The organism is Micromonospora citrea, from assembly GCF_049629545.1.
Classification (GTDB): domain Bacteria; phylum Actinomycetota; class Actinomycetes; order Mycobacteriales; family Micromonosporaceae; genus Micromonospora; species Micromonospora citrea_A.
The window spans coordinates 31,371-47,508 of the sequence record NZ_JBNADX010000026.1; the positions used below are offsets into that span (position 1 = coordinate 31,371).

Annotated in this window: 18 protein-coding genes; 8 read left to right on the forward strand and 10 right to left on the reverse strand. The window is 74.2% G+C overall.

The window, feature by feature from the left end; all coding sequences use genetic code 11:
- Window positions 1-74: 74 nt before the first annotated feature.
- On the forward strand, window positions 75-302 hold the full coding sequence (locus tag ACPFP2_RS23980) for a hypothetical protein (protein WP_424091729.1): 228 nt from the start codon (window positions 75-77) through the stop codon (window positions 300-302).
- Entirely contained in the window at window positions 299-472 is a 174-nt protein-coding gene (locus ACPFP2_RS23985; RefSeq protein WP_424091620.1) for a hypothetical protein, read from the forward strand. The genes ACPFP2_RS23980 and ACPFP2_RS23985 overlap by 4 nt, the downstream gene beginning before the upstream one ends.
- A gap of 54 nt (window positions 473-526) precedes the next feature.
- On the opposite strand, the gene ACPFP2_RS23990 is transcribed toward ACPFP2_RS23985, so the two are convergent.
- Both ACPFP2_RS23990 and ACPFP2_RS23995 read right to left on the reverse strand, forming a co-directional pair.
- A complete protein-coding gene (locus tag ACPFP2_RS23990) occupies window positions 527-1,009 on the reverse strand; it encodes a hypothetical protein (RefSeq protein ID WP_424091622.1) in 483 nt (160 codons plus the stop codon).
- 88 nt (window positions 1,010-1,097) lie between these two features.
- On the reverse strand, window positions 1,098-2,156 hold the full coding sequence (locus ACPFP2_RS23995; protein ID WP_424091624.1) for a sigma-70 family RNA polymerase sigma factor: 1,059 nt from the start codon (window positions 2,154-2,156) through the stop codon (window positions 1,098-1,100).
- 72 nt (window positions 2,157-2,228) lie between these two features.
- On the opposite strand from ACPFP2_RS23995, the gene ACPFP2_RS24000 reads away from it, so the two are divergent.
- The gene (locus ACPFP2_RS24000; protein ID WP_424091627.1) at window positions 2,229-3,062 is read left to right on the forward strand and encodes an alpha/beta fold hydrolase; all 834 of its coding nucleotides are present in this window, start codon (window positions 2,229-2,231) and stop codon (window positions 3,060-3,062) included.
- Between the two features lie 27 nt (window positions 3,063-3,089).
- On the opposite strand, the gene ACPFP2_RS24005 is transcribed toward ACPFP2_RS24000, so the two are convergent.
- From ACPFP2_RS24005 to ACPFP2_RS24015, 3 genes are all read right to left on the reverse strand, one after another.
- Window positions 3,090-4,331: an RNA polymerase sigma factor gene (locus ACPFP2_RS24005; protein WP_424091731.1), complete on the reverse strand. Its 1,242-nt coding sequence runs from the start codon at window positions 4,329-4,331 to the stop codon at window positions 3,090-3,092.
- Window positions 4,328-4,720, reverse strand: a complete 393-nt coding sequence (locus ACPFP2_RS24010) for a YciI family protein (RefSeq protein WP_424091733.1) — start codon at window positions 4,718-4,720, stop codon at window positions 4,328-4,330. Before ACPFP2_RS24010 ends, ACPFP2_RS24005 begins: the two co-directional genes overlap by 4 nt.
- Before the next feature lie 102 nt (window positions 4,721-4,822).
- Window positions 4,823-5,134, reverse strand: a complete 312-nt coding sequence (locus ACPFP2_RS24015; protein ID WP_424091629.1) for a methyltransferase domain-containing protein — start codon at window positions 5,132-5,134, stop codon at window positions 4,823-4,825.
- A gap of 38 nt (window positions 5,135-5,172) precedes the next feature.
- Here ACPFP2_RS24015 and ACPFP2_RS24020 point away from each other — a divergent pair, with 38 nt between their 5' ends.
- The 3 genes from ACPFP2_RS24020 to ACPFP2_RS24030 all read left to right on the forward strand — a co-directional run bounded on the left by ACPFP2_RS24020 (window position 5,173) and on the right by ACPFP2_RS24030 (window position 7,209).
- Window positions 5,173-5,373: a hypothetical protein gene (locus ACPFP2_RS24020; RefSeq protein WP_424091630.1), complete on the forward strand. Its 201-nt coding sequence runs from the start codon at window positions 5,173-5,175 to the stop codon at window positions 5,371-5,373.
- 309 nt (window positions 5,374-5,682) lie between these two features.
- The gene (locus tag ACPFP2_RS24025) at window positions 5,683-6,438 is read left to right on the forward strand and encodes a neutral zinc metallopeptidase (RefSeq protein WP_424091632.1); all 756 of its coding nucleotides are present in this window, start codon (window positions 5,683-5,685) and stop codon (window positions 6,436-6,438) included.
- Window positions 6,439-6,561: 123 nt separating this feature from the next.
- On the forward strand, window positions 6,562-7,209 hold the full coding sequence (locus ACPFP2_RS24030; RefSeq protein WP_424091634.1) for an HAD family hydrolase: 648 nt from the start codon (window positions 6,562-6,564) through the stop codon (window positions 7,207-7,209).
- Between the two features lie 55 nt (window positions 7,210-7,264).
- Here the strand turns inward: ACPFP2_RS24030 and ACPFP2_RS24035 are convergent, their stop codons facing one another.
- The 5 genes from ACPFP2_RS24035 to ACPFP2_RS24055 all read right to left on the reverse strand — a co-directional run bounded on the left by ACPFP2_RS24035 (window position 7,265) and on the right by ACPFP2_RS24055 (window position 13,847).
- A complete protein-coding gene (locus ACPFP2_RS24035) occupies window positions 7,265-9,814 on the reverse strand; it encodes an ABC transporter permease (protein ID WP_424091636.1) in 2,550 nt (849 codons plus the stop codon).
- Window positions 9,814-10,581 (reverse strand): ABC transporter ATP-binding protein, encoded by a 768-nt coding sequence (locus ACPFP2_RS24040; protein WP_424091638.1) that lies wholly within the window; start codon window positions 10,579-10,581, stop codon window positions 9,814-9,816. Before ACPFP2_RS24040 ends, ACPFP2_RS24035 begins: the two co-directional genes overlap by 1 nt.
- A gap of 319 nt (window positions 10,582-10,900) precedes the next feature.
- Window positions 10,901-11,587, reverse strand: coding sequence for a response regulator (locus ACPFP2_RS24045; protein ID WP_424091640.1), 687 nt, complete (start codon window positions 11,585-11,587; stop codon window positions 10,901-10,903).
- Window positions 11,588-11,639: 52 nt separating this feature from the next.
- Window positions 11,640-12,833: a sensor histidine kinase gene (locus ACPFP2_RS24050; protein ID WP_424091642.1), complete on the reverse strand. Its 1,194-nt coding sequence runs from the start codon at window positions 12,831-12,833 to the stop codon at window positions 11,640-11,642.
- Window positions 12,834-12,929: 96 nt separating this feature from the next.
- Entirely contained in the window at window positions 12,930-13,847 is a 918-nt protein-coding gene (locus ACPFP2_RS24055; protein WP_424091644.1) for a RecB family exonuclease, read from the reverse strand.
- A 144-nt stretch (window positions 13,848-13,991) separates the two neighbouring features.
- On the opposite strand from ACPFP2_RS24055, the gene ACPFP2_RS24060 reads away from it, so the two are divergent.
- Complete coding sequence (locus ACPFP2_RS24060; RefSeq protein ID WP_424091735.1) at window positions 13,992-15,083, forward strand: M50 family metallopeptidase; 1,092 nt, start codon at window positions 13,992-13,994, stop codon at window positions 15,081-15,083.
- The gene (locus ACPFP2_RS24065; RefSeq protein ID WP_424091645.1) at window positions 15,080-16,093 is read left to right on the forward strand and encodes a tRNA (adenine-N1)-methyltransferase; all 1,014 of its coding nucleotides are present in this window, start codon (window positions 15,080-15,082) and stop codon (window positions 16,091-16,093) included. Before ACPFP2_RS24060 ends, ACPFP2_RS24065 begins: the two co-directional genes overlap by 4 nt.
- Window positions 16,094-16,138 lie beyond the last annotated feature (45 nt).

A 16,138-nucleotide genomic window follows, 5' to 3' on the forward strand; every position in this document is an offset into this window, starting at 1 on the left:
CCGGCGCTGCCGGAACCGTACCGGAACTGCTGGGCGGCCAGGCGGCAGACCCGGTCGGCGATGGTGTGGGGGCGATGCGTCGTTCGGTGACGCACTGTCCGGCGCTGCCGATCTGGAACTGCGGTGGGTGCGGCGCGGCGTGGCCCTGCCCGAAACGGCGACGGGAACTGCGGACGGAGTTCGCCGCCGCGCCGGTTCCACTGGCGCTGTACATGGCTGCCCAGTTCGTGCGCGCCTTGCAGGATCTGGCCGAGTTGCCTGCCGACCAACTGCACCGGCGCTTCCTCGGCTGGATCCGATGAGCATCTTGAGGCCCGGCGACGAGAAGTTCCACTACAGCGATGGCTCACACAAGTGGATTCCGCCGGACCCGAACTACGACCAGAACGTCTGGGACGAGCAGGTCCGCCAACACAAGCAAGGCCACTTGAGAAACGAGCGAGCAAAGGTGCGTATCCAGCGCCTCGTCTGACACCGGCGGTACCGCTGACGGCGGCCAACGACGTGGCGCGGTCAGGGCGGCGGTCTACGTCGCCCCCGAATGGGCGACCGGCCGCCGGACGGCCCGGACCGACGCGGCACGCAGCGTCACCACGACGAGCCCGGCGGCGAGGAGCCAACTCGTCGGCGGCGTCCACGCCGCCACCCAACCCGCCTGGTCCGCCGCGGCGAGCGGACCGTGCCGCCCGGGCCCGGCCACCGCCAGGGCGGCCAGACCGGCGCTCGCGACGAGGCAGCCGACGGTGGCCGGGACGCGGCGGCACACGGTCGCCGTGAGCAGGGCGGTGGCGAGGCAGAGCGAGGCGCCGGAGAGCAGCGCGGCGGCGCTGGTGGCGTGGTCCTGCGCTGACGGTGGCTCGCCGAAGGACGGGGCGACGGCGATGACGGCGTCGTACGCCGACCACGCGGCGCCGGGCAGCGCCAGCGCCAGCAGCAGCCAGGGCCACAGCACGTGTCCGCACGGGTCGTCTGGCTGCTCGTGCTGGTCGACGTCGTCGGCGTGGGACATGGTGACGATCCTCGTCGCCCGAAGTCCCGCACACCTGAGTCGTAGTACTCATTCCGGCGCGACGGGCAGGACGGGCGCGGCGACCCGCTCAGTCGGCCGGCAGCGACGAGGGCAGCCCGAACGCGGTGACGTGCTCCGCCCCCACGAACGAGGTGATCTCGCAGATCCGCTCGTCGCGCACCGTCAGCACGTTCACCGACCAGGCCAGGAACGGGCCGTCCGTGCCCCGGCGCAGGTAGCAGGCCAGCGCCGGTTGGCCGTTCGCGCCGGTGGGCAGGTGCCGCCACTGCCCGCACCTCGTCAGCGGCACCTCGCGGGCGAAGTCGACGACCGCGTCGAGGCCGCGGTACCAGTGCGGCATCGGCGGCATGGACCAGGTGACGTCCTCGGTGAGCAGGGCGACCAGCGCCTCGGCGTCGCCGTTCTCCAGGGCGGTGGCGTAGCCGTCGACGAGCCGGCGCAGGCGGGCGTCGTCCAGCCGCCGCAGGGTGCGTTGCTGGCTGAGCGCGGGAACCTTGTCGGCCACCATCCGGCGGGCCCGGGCGAGGGCGGAGTTCACCGAGGTCACCGACGTCGCCATCATGGCGGCGATCTCGGCGGCGGAGAAGCCCAGCACCTCGAAGAGCAGCAGCGCGGCCCGCTGGTTGCCGGGCAGGTGTTGCAGGGCGGCGACGAACGCCAGCTCGACGGCCTCGCGTTGTTCGTAGCGGGCGTGCGGGGCGGCGGGGGAGCTGGCCAGGCCGGCGTCGGGGTAGGGGCCGAGCCAGGCGACGTCGGTGACCGGCGCGTCGTCGGTCACCGCCCGGTCGCTGGCCGGGCCCAGGTCGACCGGCAGCGCCCGGCGGTTGCGGCCGGCCACCAGGTCCAGGCAGGTGCGGGTGGAGACCGTGTACAGCCAGGTCCGCAGCGAGCTGCGACCCTCGAAGCGGGGCAGGCCCCGCCAGGCGCGCAGCAGCGCCTCCTGCAGGGCGTCGTCGGCGTCGTGGGTGGAGCCGAGCATCCGGTAGCAGTGCGCGTGCAGTTCCCGGCGCAGCGGGGCCACCAGCTCCGTGAACGCCCGCGCGTCACCGTCGCGGGCCCGCGCCAGGCCCGGCTCGTGGGCGTCGTCGGCCGCCCGTCCGTCGCGCTCCGCCGAAATCACCCTCACGAGCGACGATTCTGCCGTACGACGGGAGTCTGCACTGCGTACGCGCATGCGTCACGACCCGGAAGGACCCTGATGAGCGCCATTTCCACCGATAACGTCATCGTCGGCACCCTGGAGGTTCCCGACGGTCTGCTGCACTACGAGGTACGCGGGCGGGGCCCGTTGGTGGCGCTGGTGGCCGCCCCGATGGACGCCGGGGCGTTCGTGCCGCTGGCCGAGTTGCTGGCCGTCGACCACACGGTGCTGACCACCGACCCGCGGGGCATCAACCGCAGCCGGTTGCACGACCCGCACCAGGACTCGACGCCCGAGTTGCGCGCCGACGACCTGGCCCGGCTCGTCGCCCACCTCGACGCCGGCCCGGCCGCGGTGCTCGGCTCCAGCGGTGGCGCGGTCACCGTGCTGGCCCTCGCCGCGGCCCACCCGGAGGCGGCGCACACGGTGATCGCCCACGAGCCGCCCCTGGTGGCGATCCTCGACGACGCCGAGGACCTGCTCGCCCGGGAGGAGGACATGATCGCCACGTACGTCTCCGGGGACCGCCTGGGCGCCGGCCGCAAGTTCCTCGCCATCGCCAACATCGAGCTGCCGGAGGAGGTCGTCCTGGGCATGTTCGGCGGTGAGCCGGAGCCGCAGGCCGCCGCCGACGAGCACTTCCAGTACGTCCACATGGTCCGGGGCACGATCCAGTTCCAGCCGGACGTCGCGGCGCTGCGCGCCGGCCCCACCCGGGTCGTCGTCGGCATCGGCGAGCATTCGACCGGCGAGATCTGCGACCGTACGTCCCGGGTGCTGGCCGCGTCGCTGGGTGTCGTCCCGACGATGTTCCCCGGTGGGCACATCGGTTTCGTCGAGGACCCGGGCACGTTCGCCGGCCGGCTGCGTGAGGTCCTCGCCGAAGGCTGACCGCCGGTGGGGGCGCAGCCGGCCGGCTCAGTCCGGGGTGGCTAGGCGGGCGGCCCGGCCGTACAGGTAGCGCTGCTGCGGCAGGTTCATGGATCGTCGGGCCGCCTGCTCGTACGCCGTCCGCGCCGCGTCGAGCCGGCCGGCCCGCTCCCACAGGTGCGCGCGGGCGGCGTGCAGCCGGGGGTCGTCGGCGATCCGGGGGTCGTCGGCCAGCCCGGCGAGCAGGTCGAGCCCGGCGGCCTCGCCCTTGGCCATCGCCACGGCCACGGCGTGGTTCAACGCCACCACCGGGTTGTCGGACAGCCGCGTCAACAGCCCGTAGAGCGCCTCGATCTGCGGCCAGTCGGTCTGCTCGGTGTCGGGGGCCTCGTCGTGCAGCGCGGCGATCGCCGCCTGGAGCTGGTACGGCCCGACGTCGCCGTGGGGCAGCGCCGCCTCGACCAGGGCGACGCCCTCGGTGATCTGGTCGGTGCGCCAGAGCCGGCGGTCCTGCTTGGCCATCGGCACCAGTTCGCCGCCCGGCCCCACCCGGGCCGGGCCCCGCGCGTCGGTGAGCAGCATCAACGCCAACAGCCCGGTGGTCTCGGGGTCGTCGGGCAGCGCCCGGTGCAGCATCCGGGTGAGCCGGATCGCCTCGCTGCTGAGGTCCACCCGGCGCAGTCGGGGACCGGCGGTGCTGGCATACCCCTCGTTGAAGATCAGGTAGAGCACGTGCCGGACGGCGTCGAGGCGGGCCTCGCGCTCGGCGCGGGCCGGCAGGGCGAACGGCACGCCGCTGTCGCGGATGCGCTGCTTGGCGCGGGTGATCCGCCGGGTCATGGTCCCCTCGGGCACCAGGAAGGCCCGGGCCACCTCGGCGGTGCTCAGGCCGCCGACGGCACGCAGGGTCAGCGCGATCTGCCCGGCCGGCGGCAGCTGCGGGTGGCAGCAGAGGAAGAGCAGCACCAGGCTGTCGTCGGCCGGTTCCCGCCGGTCCGGCGGGTCGGCGAGCCACTGTGCGGGCGGCAGCCGCCGGGCGGCGTCGTCCTCGCGTCGCCGCCGGGCCTGTTCGCTGCGCAGCAGATCGGTGAGGCGCCGTGCCGCCACGGTGATCAGCCAGGCGCGCGGGTCGTCCGGCACGCCGTCGACCGGCCACCGGGTCGCCGCCGCGAGCAGCGCCTCCTGGGTGGCGTCCTCGGCGAGGGCGAAGTTGCCGTAGCGGCGGACCACCGCGCCGAGGACCTGCGGCGCGTGCCGGCGCAGCAGGTCCTCGACGGCGGGCGGGCTCAGTGCAGGTCCTCGATGCCCTCGGCGACCGGCCGCACGTCGACGTACTCGCCCTCGGCGTCGGGGTTGACGAACCGGGCGGCGATCTCGGTGGCCCGGTCGAAGCTGGCGCAGTCGACGATCGTGAAACCGGCCAGCACCTCCTGCGTCTCCGGGTACGGCCCGTCGGTGACCACGGGCGCGCCCCGGCGCAGCCGGATCCGCCGGGCGTGCACCGGGGCGGTGAGGCCGTGCCCCTCGACCAGCTCGCCGGACTCGGCGATCTCGGCGTGCACGGCCTCCATGTGGGCGTGCATCGCGGCGACCTGCTCCGGCGTCATCGGCGGCGGGTCCTCACCCGGGCGGCCCGCCATCGCGTCGTAGTCCCGCTGCGACCCGTACAGCATGATCATGTACTTCACGTGCACTCCTCTCGGCCGGCCCCGGGCGGGGCCTTCACCGGGGACGTCGGAGCCACCGGGTCGCACCGGACACGTGCCGAGGGTAGGACAGGATCAGCCGACGGTGGCGCAGGTGGGCAGCGCGGCCCGGACCAGCCGGGCCGGCGGCACGGCTCGCCGGGCGGCCGCCAGCATCGACGCCTCGGCGTCCACCGCCACCACCGCCGCGCCCCGCTCGGTCGCCGAGGCCGCCACCGTGCCCGGGCCGGTGCCCAGGTCGAGGAGCCGCGTGCCGGCCCCGACGCCCGCCGCGTCCAGCAGCGCCCCGACCGGGTACGCGCACCACCGCGCGAAACTGCGCGTGTACGCCGCCGCGCGCCCCGCCCACCGCTCCCGCTCGTGAGCGTCGAACCCGGTCGTCGTCATGGCGGCGTAGCCTAGCCGGCCGCGCCTACTCTGGACCCATGACGCTGTGGGTGGTGCTCGGGGTCGCCGGCGCGGTGGTGGCGGGATCGGTCGGCTGGGTCGCCTGGCGGGATCGCGAACGCGTGTCGTCCGCCGAGGACGGCAGGGCGGCCCGGGCGGCGCTGGGCGACCAGCATCGGTACGAGGCAGGCCGGCACGTCTCGCAGAGCACCGTCGTCCAGTGGGGCCAGCACGAGTGACGACCGCGGTGGTCCGACCGGGACGACGGTGTCGGTGCCTGCCGGCCGGGAGCCGGCGGTGACCGGGGGCGGTCACCGTGCGTGCCGGACGGTGTGCGCCGGCGGCACCGCCACCGGACCGTCTGCGACGCCACCGGAGCCGGGTAGCTGCGGCCTCACCTGGGCCCGGACCCGTGCGGCCCTACCCGTCCCTTGGGCCACCTGATCCGGCGCCGTCCGGGCCATGGTCAGCGCGAGCTCCGACCGGCATGATCGACACACGGCCCGGGTACTGCGGGGCGTATCGCAGGCACGCCAGGGGAGGCACGGGTGACGGCACGGTCGGGACGGCAGCCGCGAGGGTCGCTGGCCGCCACGCTGGCAGCCCTGGTCGCGGTCGGCTGCGCCGTCGGTGGGGTGGGGGAGAGCGGGCCTCCGCAGCCGGCCGAACCCCGCCCGCAGCAGTCCCGGCAGGCGTCCTCACCCGGCCCGCAGACCACCCGGGCCGACGGCACCACCAGCGTGGCCGAGTTCAAGAACGACATCAGCGACGCCGTCGACATCGCCGAGCGCTACTGGGCGGCCCAGTTCCAGGCCTCCGGCCAGCGGTTCAGCCCGGTCCGCCGGGTCGTGCCCTACCAGCGGGAGGGCGAACTGTCCTGCGGCGGTCAGCCGCTGCCACGCAACAACGCGGTCTACTGCTCCCAGGGCGACTTCATCGCCTACGACGTCAACTGGTCGGTGGCCGCGTTCCGGCAGGTCGGCGACGCGTTCGTGTTCTACCTGCTGGGCCACGAGTACGCCCACGGCGTCCAGGTGCGCCTGGGCGTCCGCTACAGCTTCACGATCCAGCAGGAACTCCAGGCCGACTGCATGGCCGGGGCGTACCTCGGCGACTCGGTGCGCGACGGCACCCTCGCCCTCGACAAGGGCGACCTCGACGAGTTCCGCGACGGGCTGCTCGCCGTCGGCGACGACCCCGACCAGCCCTGGTTCGCCGAGGGCTCGCACGGGACCGCCGAGCAGCGCACCGACTCGTTCTTCCGGGGCTACCGCAGCGGGCTGGACGCCTGCGACCTGAGCTGACCGCGTCGACTGCGTCACCCGGGACCGGGAGGGCGGGCGGCGGGCCGGGCGCGGCTGAGAGGATCCGGCGCAGACCCGTCCGCGTCCGAGGAGGCTCCGCTGAGCAGCTCACACCCCGCCGCCGTGCTCTTCGACATGGACGGCACCCTGGTCGACAGCGAGAAGCTGTGGGACGTCGCGCTGCGCGAGCTGGCGCAGGAGTACGGGGCCGCGCTGTCCGACTCCGCCCGGCGGGCGGTGATCGGCACCAGCATGGCCGAGGCGATGCGGATCGTGCACGACGATTTCGGCCAGCCGCACCGTGACCCGGCGGTCAGCGCCGCCTGGATCGACGCGCGGATCCTGGAGCTGTTCCGCTCCGGCCTGCGCTGGCGGCCCGGCGCGCTGACCCTGCTCCGCGCGGTACGCGCCGCCGGCATCCCCACCGCGCTGGTCACCTCCAGCGGACGGGCGCTGGTGGAGGTGGCCCTGGACACCCTGGGGCGGGACAGCTTCGACGCGGTGGTCTGCGGCGACGAGGTGGACTCCACCAAGCCGCACCCCGAGCCGTACCTGACCGCCGCCCGGCTGCTGGACGTGCCGATCACCCGGTGCGTGGCCATCGAGGACTCGCCGACCGGGGTGGCCAGCGCGCTCGCCGCCGGGGCGGCGGTGCTGGCCGTGCCGGCGGAGGTGCCGCTCGCGCCGACGGACGGCGTACACCTGCTGGAGAGCCTGACCGGGGCGGACCTGGAGCTGCTGGCGGCGCTGCTCGGCGAGCCGCCGGCCTGACCGACCACGACGAGGGGCCCCGCCGTCGCCGGCGGGGCACCTCGTCGGGTCCGGGTCAGTCGTGCGCGATCGCGCCGAGCACGTTGATCCGGGCGGCCCGCACGGCGGGCAGCACCGCGGCGATCACCCCGATGATCGCGGCCAGCCCGAGGAAGACCGCCATCTGGCCCCACGGCAGGACCAGGTCGGTGATGCCCTCGTCCTTGAGCGCCTCGACGACCGCCGCGCCCAGGCCGGTGCCGACCACGACGCCGAGCAGGGCGCCGAAGATCGAGATCACCACCGCCTCGACGGTGATCATCCGCATGGTCTGCGCCCGGCGCAGCCCGATCGCCCGCAGCAGGCCCAACTCCCGGGTCCGCTCCAGCACCGACAGCGCCAGGGTGTTGATGATGCCCAGCACCGCGATCACGATGGCCAGCGCCAGCAGGATCTGGATCATCCGCAGCGGGGTGTCCAGCTGGCTGGTCTGCTGCTTGATGAAGGCGTCCCGGTCGGCCACCGAGACCTCGGGGCTGTCGGCGAGCAGCCGGTCGAGCTGCGGCTGCACGTCGGCGACCCGGGCCCCCGGGGCCAGCTGCACGAAGCCCTGGATCGGCTGCGGGATGGCGAAGTCCTTCGTCGCCTGCGGCGGCAGCACCACCGGGTTGGTCAGCTGGGAACTCTCGTAGATCCCGCTGACCGTGTACCGCTTCGCCTCGCCCCGGGACAGCTGGACGGTGACCTGGGAGCCGACGGACACGTTGCGCGACTTCGCGGTGTCGGAGCTGAACAGCATCTCCTGCGGCCCGAGCCGGCTGATGTCACCGGCGACGGCCTTCGCCCCGAACATCCGCTCCAGCGCCGCGACGTTGCTCGACGCCCCCACCCAGGTGCGCTGCCCGTCGATGCTGGCCATGTCGCCGTACTCGCCGTCGACCAGCTGCACGCCGGGGATCCGGGCCGCCTGCTCCAGCACCGCCGGGTCGAAGCTCGGCGGGCGTGGGCCGGACTGCGCTCCGGAGATCACCAGCTCCGCCTTGACCTGGTCCTCGACCAGCGCGCTGATGCTGCCCTTGGCCGAGTCCAGGATCACCGTCACGCCGGTGACCAGCGCGATGCCGACCATCAGCGCCGCCGCCGTGATCGCGGTACGGCGCGGGTTGCGCCCGGAGTTGAGCCGGCCCAGCTTGCCCGGCACCGACCAGGCGAAGATCGCCCCGAGCAGGGAGACCACCGGCCGGCTGATCAGCGGGGTCAGCAGCGCCACGCCGATGAAGGCGAACAGCACGCCGCCGAGGATGGTGGACAGGGTGTTGTCGCCGGCGTTGCCGCTGAGCCCGAGGAAGAGCAGCGCCGCCCCGATCGCGGTGACGATCGCCCCGCCCACGGTCACCTTGGTCAACGGGCGGTCCGGGGTGGCCACGTCCTGCATGGCGGCGATCGGCGGGATCCGCGCCGCCCGCAGTGCCGGCAGCAGCGCCGCGATCACCGTGATCACCAGGCCGACCCCGAACGCCCCGATGACCGCCGCTGCCGGCACGCCGAGCCCGGCCAGGCTGAGCCCGCCGGCCAGCTTGCCGAACAGGTACGCCAGCAGCGCGCCCACGCCGATGCCGGCGGCCAGCCCCAGCACCGAGGCGATCAGGCCGACCGCGATCGCCTCCAGCACCACCGAGCCGATGATCTGCCGGCCACTGGCCCCGATCGCCCGCATCAGGGCCAGCTCCCGGGTCCGCTGCGCCACGATGATCGAGAAGGTGTTGAGGATGAGGAAGGTGCCGACCAGCAGCGCCACCGCCGCGAAGCCGAGCAGGACCTTGTTGAAGAAGGACAACCCTTCCTTCAGCCCCGCCGACGCGTCGGCCGACATCTGCGCACCGGTCTTGACCTCGAAGCCGGCGCCCAGGGCGCGGGCCACGTCGTCGCGCAGCGTCTCGTCGTCGACGCCGTCGGCGGCCTTGACGCTGATGTTGTTGAACACGTCCGGCTCGCCGAGCATCAGCCGTTGCGCCACCGGGGTGGTGAAGGCGATCTCGTTCGCCCCGCCGATCGAGTCCCGGTCACCGCTGTAGCCGAAGACGCCGACCAGGGTGAACTCCTTCTTCGGCTGCAGGGTCAGCACACCGACCCGGTCACCGACCGTCACCTTCGCCGCCTGGGCCAGCGCCGCGTTGATGACGATCTCGTCGTCCGCGCGCGGCTCCCGGCCCTCCCGCAGCTTCACCAGGTCGCTCTCGCCCAGCCAGTTCTCGCCCAGCTGCGGCGGCCCGAACGAGGTGACCACCTTGCCGTTGCTGCCGATCAGCCGGGCCCCGTCGGCGGCCACCACGCCGGTGGCCTCGGCCACCCCGGGCACCGCGCGTACCTTCTCCACCGTCGCGGCCGGCACCGGCGCGCCGACCTGCTCGCCCTCCATCTCGCTGAGGGCGACCTTCGGTTCGGCGGCCACGTTGACGTCCACGCCCTCGTACGCGTCGGCGAAGACCTGGTCGAAGGAGCGGCCGAGCGTGTCGGTGAGCACGAACGCGCCGGAGACGAACATGACGCCCAGCACCACCGCCAGGCCGGAGAGGATGAGGCGCACCTTGCGCGCCAGCAGGCTCTTCCACGTCGCGCGGAACATCAGCGCGCCACCTCGGCGGGGGTGTCGAGCTTCTTCATGGTGTCCAGCACCGTGTCGGCGGTCGGCTCGATCAGCTCCGAGACGATCTGCCCGTCGGCGAGGAAGATGACCCGGTCGGCGTACGCGGCGGCGGTCGGGTCGTGGGTGACCATGACGATGGTCTGGCCGTGCTCGCGTACCGAGTTGCGCAGGAAGTTGAGCACCTCGGCGCCGGAGCGTGAGTCGAGGTTGCCGGTCGGCTCGTCCGCGAAGATCACCTCGGGGCGGGCGACCAGCGCCCGCGCGCACGCCACCCGCTGCTGCTGGCCGCCGGAGAGCTGCGCCGGGCGGTGCCCCAGCCGGTCGCGCAGGCCCACCGTGTCGATCACCGTGTCGTACCAGGCCGGGTCGGGCTTGCGGCCGGCGATCGACAGCGGCAGCAGGATGTTCTCCTGCGCGGTCAGCGTCGGCAGCAGGTTGAACTGCTGGAAGATGAAGCCGACCTTGTCGCGGCGCAGCTTGGTCAGGCCGGCGTCGTTGAGCCCGGTCACCGTGGTCTCGCCGATCGACACCGTGCCCCGGGTGACCGAGTCCAGCCCGGCCAGGCAGTGCATCAGCGTCGACTTGCCCGAGCCGGACGGGCCCATGATCGCGGTGAACCGGCCGCGCTCGAACTCGGCGCTCACCCCGCGCAGCGCGACGACCTGAGCCTCGCCGCTGCCGTACACCTTCCACACGTCGTTGGCCCGGGCCGCGGCCTGTGCCTGGCGGCCTACCGTCGCCGTCACGTCATCTACCTCTTCCGTCTGCCTGCGATGTCCCCACCGCCCCCGCTGGTCGGTGGGGCTGTTCCATCCTCGCCGCGCCCCGGCGTGGATCCGTCCGCCCGGGGACTGATCCACGGCGGATTTCCCGCTGCGGGTCGGCCCCGATGCCGTCTCAGGGTTGTCCCCGATCCGCCTGCCCGGCCCTGCCCGGCCGCTGACGCTATGGCCTCACGCCACGTCATGGTCAACCCCGCCACGCCGTCTTTCGTCACGGTAGGTGACGACGGCAACCAGGCCGTCGTCACCGCCGGCACCCCCCGGCGTACGCGACGCGACGCCGTCACGCCTTCGGGCGCACCAGCCCGGTCTCGTACGCCAGCACCACCGCCTGCACCCGGTCGCGCAGCCCCAGCTTGGTCAGCACGTGCCCGACGTGGGTCTTGATGGTGGTCTCGCTGACCGACAGCTCGGCGGCGATCTCCGCGTTGGACAGGCCCCGGGCCACCTGGACCAGCACCTCCCGCTCCCGTTCGGTCAGCGTGCTCAGCGCCCGCGGCGGGACCGCCGCCGGATCGGGCAGCACGTCGGCGAAGCGGTCCAGCAGCCGCTTGAGGATCCGGGGCGCCACCACCGCCTCCCCGGCGGCGACCGTCCGGATCGCGGTGACCAGGTCCTCCGCCGGCACGTCCTTGGCCAGGAAGCCGCTGGCCCCGGCGCGCAGCGCGCCCACCACGTACTCGTCGAGGTCGAAGGTGGTCAGGATGAGCACCCGCACCGGCAGCCGGGCGTCGACGATGGCCCGGGTGGCCGCCACCCCGTCCATCCGTGGCATCCGGATGTCCATCAGCACCACGTCGGGCAGCAGCCGGCGGGACAGCTCCACCGCCTCCTGGCCGTTGCCCGCCTCGGCCACGATGTCCAGGTCCTCCTCGGTGCCCAGCACCATCCGGAAGCCGGTGCGCAGCAGCGGCTGGTCGTCGGCGAGCAGGATCCGTACCGGCCGGGCCGGCGCCGCGCCGTCGCTCATGAGTTCTCCCCGTCGTCGCTGGTGCCGCCGCGTGGTCCGCCGGCGGTCCCGGTCACGCCGGCACCGTCCCGGCCGGCTCCACCGGGATCCGGGCCGAAACCCGGAAGCCGCCGCCCGGGCGGGCGCCGGTGCGCAGTGTCCCACCGTAGAGGGCGACCCGTTCCCGCATGCCGACAAGTCCGTGCCCGATCCGGTCGGGTTCCGGCGCCGGGCCACGGCCGGTGTCCTCGACCTCCACCGTCAGGTACCCGCCGTCGACGGTGACCCGCACCTGCGCGGTCGCCACCCCGGCGTGCTTGAGGGCGTTGGTCAGCGCCTCCTGCACGATCCGGTAGCTGGTCAACGACACCCCCTCCTCCACCCGGCCGGGATCGCCCTCGACGTGCAGGGTGACCGGCAGCCCCGCCTCGCGTACCTGCTCGACCAGGGCCTCGATCCCGGCCAGGCCGGGCTGCGGGGTCAGGTCGGCGGCCGGTTCGGCGTCGGTGCGCAGCACGTCCAGCAGCCGGCGCATCTCCCGCAGGGTCACCCGGCTGGTGTCCTCGATGGTGGCCAGGGCCTCGTCGGCGGTGCCCGGGTCGCGCCGCAGCACCCGGCGCGCCCCGGTGGCCAGCACGCCCATCACGCTCACGTGGTGGGCGACCACGTCGTGCAGTTCCCGGGCGATGCGGCGGCGCTCGTCGGCGACCGCCTGCTCGGCCAGGGAACGCTGGTTCTCCTCGGCGACCCGGGCCCGCTCCCGCAGCGCCTCGGTGGTGAACCGGCGTGCCTGCACCGCCCGCCCCACCGCGTACGACAGCAGCGCGGTGAGCAGGTTGTTCAGCACCAGGTACGCGGGGCCGACCTGCAACCCGCTCTCGACCGGGGCGAGTACGTTCGCCGCCACCACCGGCACCCAGAGCACTACCGCCGCGACCGCCGCCGGCCGGGCCGGCCGGTGCGCGGCCATCGTGTAGGTGAGCACGACGAAGGTCAGGCTCTGGCTGGCCGGGGCCTGGTCGAGGAAGGCCGGAATGGCCAGGGTGGCCACGGCGAGACCCACCGCCGGCCAGGGCGCCACCCGGCGCAGCGCCACCGGCGCGGCGCACAGCACGCTCCAGGCCAGCCCGAGCGGCAGCCGGCTCGGCCAGAACTCGCGGGGGGTGAGCAGCGTGAACGCGACCTCCACCAGCACCAGGGCGGCGGCGAAGAGGGCATCCCCGGCGAGCGGGCGATCCCGCCACCACCGGGCGGGTGGATCGGTCATACCCGCGACGCTAGCCGCCGGCCCCCGCACGACCGGTCATCGCCGACGGTGATCCGGTGCTCATCCTCAGGGAGGAGCCGCCTCCACCCGCCGGCCTCACTCGTCGGCGCCCGGGGTGGCCGGGCGGGAGCGGGCGTCGCGCAGCGGGTCCGCCGCCGCCGACCGGTCCGGGAACGGCGGGGGGGTCCCGCCGAAGCTCGGGCACAGCGCCTGGTGGTTGCACCAGTCGCAGAGCCGGCTCGGCCGGGGGCGGAAGTCCTGCCGCGCGGTGGCCTGCTCGATCGCCTGCCAGAGCGCCACCACCGTGCGCTCGAAGCGCAGCAGCTCGTCGGCGTCGGGGGAGTAGTCGCAGACCTCGGCGTCCTTGAGGTAGAGCAGGCGCAGCACCCGCGGCACCACGCCCCGGGTACGCCACAGCACCAGGGCGTAGAACTTGAGCTGGAACAGGGCGCGGGCCTCGAACGCCTCTCGGGGCGCCCCGCCGGTCTTGTAGTCGACCACCCGCAGCGCGCCGTCCGGGGCGACGTCGAGCCGGTCGAGGTAGCCCCGGATGAGCAACTCGTCGTCGACGACCGCGGAGATCAGACTCTCCCGCTCGGCCGGCTCCAGCCGGCGCGGGTCCTCCACCGCGAAGTAGCCCTGCAACAGCGCGGCCGCCGAGCGCAGGAACTCGGCCGTGCCCACCTCGTCGTCGGGATCGAAGAGACCGGCGAGCTCCGGCTGCTCGGTGACCAGCCGGTCCCACTGCGGGGCGACCAGGTCACCGGCCGCGTCGGGGGTGCGCCCGGCCGACGGCAGGTCGAACAACCGCTCCAGCACGGCGTGCACCAGGGTGCCGCGGGCCTGCTCGACGGAGGGCCGCTCGGGCAGCCGGTCGATGCTGCGGAAGCGGTAGAGCAGCGGGCAGGTCTTGAAGTCGGCCGCCCGCGACGGCGACAGCGACGCCCGGACGGTGACCGGCAGCGCGCCCGCCCCGGGAGTGCCCTGCTGGTCGATCACCGGTTCCGCCGTCATGCCCCGAAGGTTAGGGCACCGGTGTGACAGGCCGGTGATCGCCGCACCGATGCATGATCCGCACCGCGTAGCATCGGGTCGGTGAACTCCCCGACCCGAGCTCCGCGTCGCGCCGGTCGGCGCACCGGCCTGACGGTGGGCCGGGTGTTCGGGGTGCCGCTGCGCGTCGACGTCTCGATGCTGCTGCTGACCCTGCTGATCACCGTGACGTACGCGCAGTTCGCCCGGGACCGGCTCGAGCTGTCCCCGCTCGGCGGCTACCTGATCGGCCTCGGTTTCGTGGTTTCGCTGCTCGGCTCGGTGCTGCTGCACGAGCTGGGCCACGCGCTGACCGCCCGCCGCCACGGCATCGGTGTGCGCGGGATCACCCTGGAACTGCTCGGCGGCTACACCGAGATGGACTCCGACGCCCCTGACCCCCGGGTGGAGCTGCTGATCTCCCTGGCCGGGCCGGCGGTGTCCGCGGTGCTCGGCGCCGTCGGTGTCGGCCTCACCCTGGCGCTGCCCACCGGCACCCTGGCCCACCAGCTCGCCCTGCAACTGGCGCTGAGCAACGTCGTCGTCGCGATCTTCAACATGCTGCCCGGGCTGCCGCTGGACGGCGGCCGGGTGCTGCGCGCCGCGGTCTGGGCGCTCACCCGCGACCGGCACCGGGCCACCGAGGTCGCCGGCTGGGTGGGCCGGGCCGTCGCCGTCGGCACCGCCGGGCTGGTCGTCCTGCTCACCGTCGAGCGGCTCCTGGTGCCCCTGGCGCTGCCGCTGATGCTGCTGGTCGCCGTCACGCTGTGGCGCGGCGCCGGCCAGTCCATCCGGTACGCCCGGATCAGCCGCCGCGTCCCGTCGATCGACCTGTCCCGGCTCGCCCGCCCCGTCTTCGGCGTGCCCACCGGCACCCCGCTGGCCGAGGCGCAGCGGCGCCACGCCGAGCAGGCGCCGCCCGGCGCGGCCGTGACCGTGCTCGACTCCACCGGCCGTACGGTCGCCCTGGTCGACCCGGCCGCGGCGGACGCCGTACCCGCGCCGCGGCGGCCCTGGCTGGCGGTGGACGCCGTGGCCCGGCCGCTGGACCAGCTGCCGACCCTGCCGGCGGGGCTCGACGGCGAGCGGGTGATGGAGGTCGTCCAGGCGCACCCGGCCGCACGGTACGTGGTGACGGCAGGCGAAGATGTCGTCGGCGTTCTGCACATCGCGGATCTGGCACAGGTCCTCGAACCCACACGGAAGATGAACAGGTGACCGTACATCCCTCCGCACTCCCGGCCGAGCCCGGCACACGCACCGCCGTCCCGGAGCTGCCTCCGGTGCACCGGGGGCCGTTCCGCCCCGGCGACCGGGTCCAGCTGACCGACCCGAAGGGGCGGATGCACACGGTCGTCCTGGAACCCGGCAAGGAGTTCCACACCCACCGCGGGATCCTCAAGCACGAGGCCCTGATCGGGCAGCCCGACGGCAGCGTGGTGACCACCTCCGGCGGCGGCACCGCGTTCCTCGCGCTGCGCCCGCTGCTGTCGGACTACGTGCTGTCCATGCCGCGCGGCGCCCAGGTGATCTACCCCAAGGACTCGGCGCAGATCGTGGCCATGGGCGACATCTTCCCCGGCGCGAAGGTCCTCGAGGCCGGCGCCGGCTCCGGCGCGCTGAGCTGCTCGCTGCTGCGCGCCGTCGGCACCGGCGGCGAGCTGCACTCGTACGAGATGCGCGACGACTTCGCCCAGATCGCCAAGCGCAACGTCGAGGCGTTCTTCGGCGCCCCGCACCCGGCGTGGCGGCTGCACGTCGGTGACGTCGCCGACTGCCCGGAGACCGGCTTCGACCGGATCATCCTGGACATGCTGACCCCGTGGGAGACCCTCGACATGGTCGAGCGGGCGCTGCTGCCCGGCGGCGTGTTCATCGGGTACGTGGCCACCACCCCGCAGCTGTCCGAGCTGGTCGAGGCGCTGCGCGAGCGCGGCGGCTGGACCGAGCCGCGGGCCTGGGAGTCGCTGGTGCGCGACTGGCACGCCGAGGGGCTGGCCGTGCGCCCGGACCACCGGATGATCGCGCACACCGCGTTCCTGGTGTCCGCGCGTAAGCTCGCTCCGGGCGTCACCGCCCCGCCGCGGCGCCGCAAGCCCAGCAAGGGCGCCGAGGCGTACGCCGAGCGCAAGCAGGCGCTGCGCGAGGCGGCGGCGGCCCGTCAGGCGGCGGCCGCGCAGGCCGCCGGGGTCGAACCGACCACGACGGGCGAGGTGGACCGGCCGTGACGGTGCGGCGGGGCGGCGGGGAGTGATCGGGCGGATTCCGCCGGC

Bases quoted from the DNA above. Each gene is read 5' to 3' on its own strand.
- ACPFP2_RS23980 (WP_424091729.1), top strand. From the start codon at position 75: ATGCGTCGTTCGGTGACGCACTGTCCGGCGCTGCCGATCTGGAACTGC.
- ACPFP2_RS24015 (WP_424091629.1), bottom strand. From the start codon at position 5,134: ATGACGACGACCGGGTTCGACGCTCACGAGCGGGAGCGGTGGGCGGGG.
- ACPFP2_RS24035 (WP_424091636.1), bottom strand. From the start codon at position 9,814: ATGTTCCGCGCGACGTGGAAGAGCCTGCTGGCGCGCAAGGTGCGCCTC.
- ACPFP2_RS24020 (WP_424091630.1), top strand. From the start codon at position 5,173: ATGACGCTGTGGGTGGTGCTCGGGGTCGCCGGCGCGGTGGTGGCGGGA.
- ACPFP2_RS24055 (WP_424091644.1), bottom strand. From the start codon at position 13,847: ATGACGGCGGAACCGGTGATCGACCAGCAGGGCACTCCCGGGGCGGGC.
- ACPFP2_RS24045 (WP_424091640.1), bottom strand. From the start codon at position 11,587: ATGAGCGACGGCGCGGCGCCGGCCCGGCCGGTACGGATCCTGCTCGCC.
- ACPFP2_RS24050 (WP_424091642.1), bottom strand. From the start codon at position 12,833: ATGACCGATCCACCCGCCCGGTGGTGGCGGGATCGCCCGCTCGCCGGG.
- ACPFP2_RS24000 (WP_424091627.1), top strand. From the start codon at position 2,229: ATGAGCGCCATTTCCACCGATAACGTCATCGTCGGCACCCTGGAGGTT.
- ACPFP2_RS23990 (WP_424091622.1), bottom strand. From the start codon at position 1,009: ATGTCCCACGCCGACGACGTCGACCAGCACGAGCAGCCAGACGACCCG.
- ACPFP2_RS24010 (WP_424091733.1), bottom strand. From the start codon at position 4,720: ATGATCATGCTGTACGGGTCGCAGCGGGACTACGACGCGATGGCGGGC.
- ACPFP2_RS23985 (WP_424091620.1), top strand. From the start codon at position 299: ATGAGCATCTTGAGGCCCGGCGACGAGAAGTTCCACTACAGCGATGGC.